Annotated in this window: 1 protein-coding gene; it reads right to left on the minus strand. The window is 66.6% G+C overall.

Annotation, left to right across the window (positions count from 1 at the left end; translation table 11 throughout):
• Positions 1 to 31: 31 nt before the first annotated feature.
• Positions 32 to 518 (minus strand): IS30 family transposase (locus tag PV396_RS44950; RefSeq protein ID WP_319214175.1); only part of this gene is annotated, 487 nt, incomplete at its 5' end.

The following is a 518-nucleotide window of genomic DNA, read 5'->3' on the forward strand; positions in this document are numbered from 1 at the left end:
ACCAGGTTCAACCAGTGGATGCAACACTGGCTTATTTCATCGATAGTAGATGGTCGTTGAGGGCTTCGGCGGGCGTCCTCCAACCGAGGCTCTTGCGGGGTCGGCTGTTGAGCGTGGCAGCGACCGCCTCGAGATCCTCAGCCGCCCATCGAGAAAGGTCAGTTCCCTTCGGGAAGTACTGGCGCAACAGGCCGTTCGTGTTCTCGTTGGTGCCGCGCTGCCAGGGGCTGTGCGGGTCTGCGAAGTAGACCGGGATGCCGGTCTCGATCGTGAACTGGGCGTGCGCCGACAGCTCCTTGCCGCGGTCCCAGGTGAGCGATCGCCATAGTTGCTCGGGCAGGGTGCCGACCGTCGCCGCCAGCGCGTTCTTCATCGTCACCGCCCCGTAGCCGGCCAGCGGCGGCCCGTTCTTGGTCCGGGGAACCGTGCCGTAGCCGTCCTCGCGGGGCAGGTGGACGAGCACCGCGAACCGGGTAGTGCGCTCGACCAGCGTGCCGATCGCCGAGCGCTCCAGTCCG

The organism is Streptomyces sp. ME02-8801-2C (genome assembly GCF_033793965.1).
Lineage (GTDB): Bacteria > Actinomycetota > Actinomycetes > Streptomycetales > Streptomycetaceae > Streptomyces.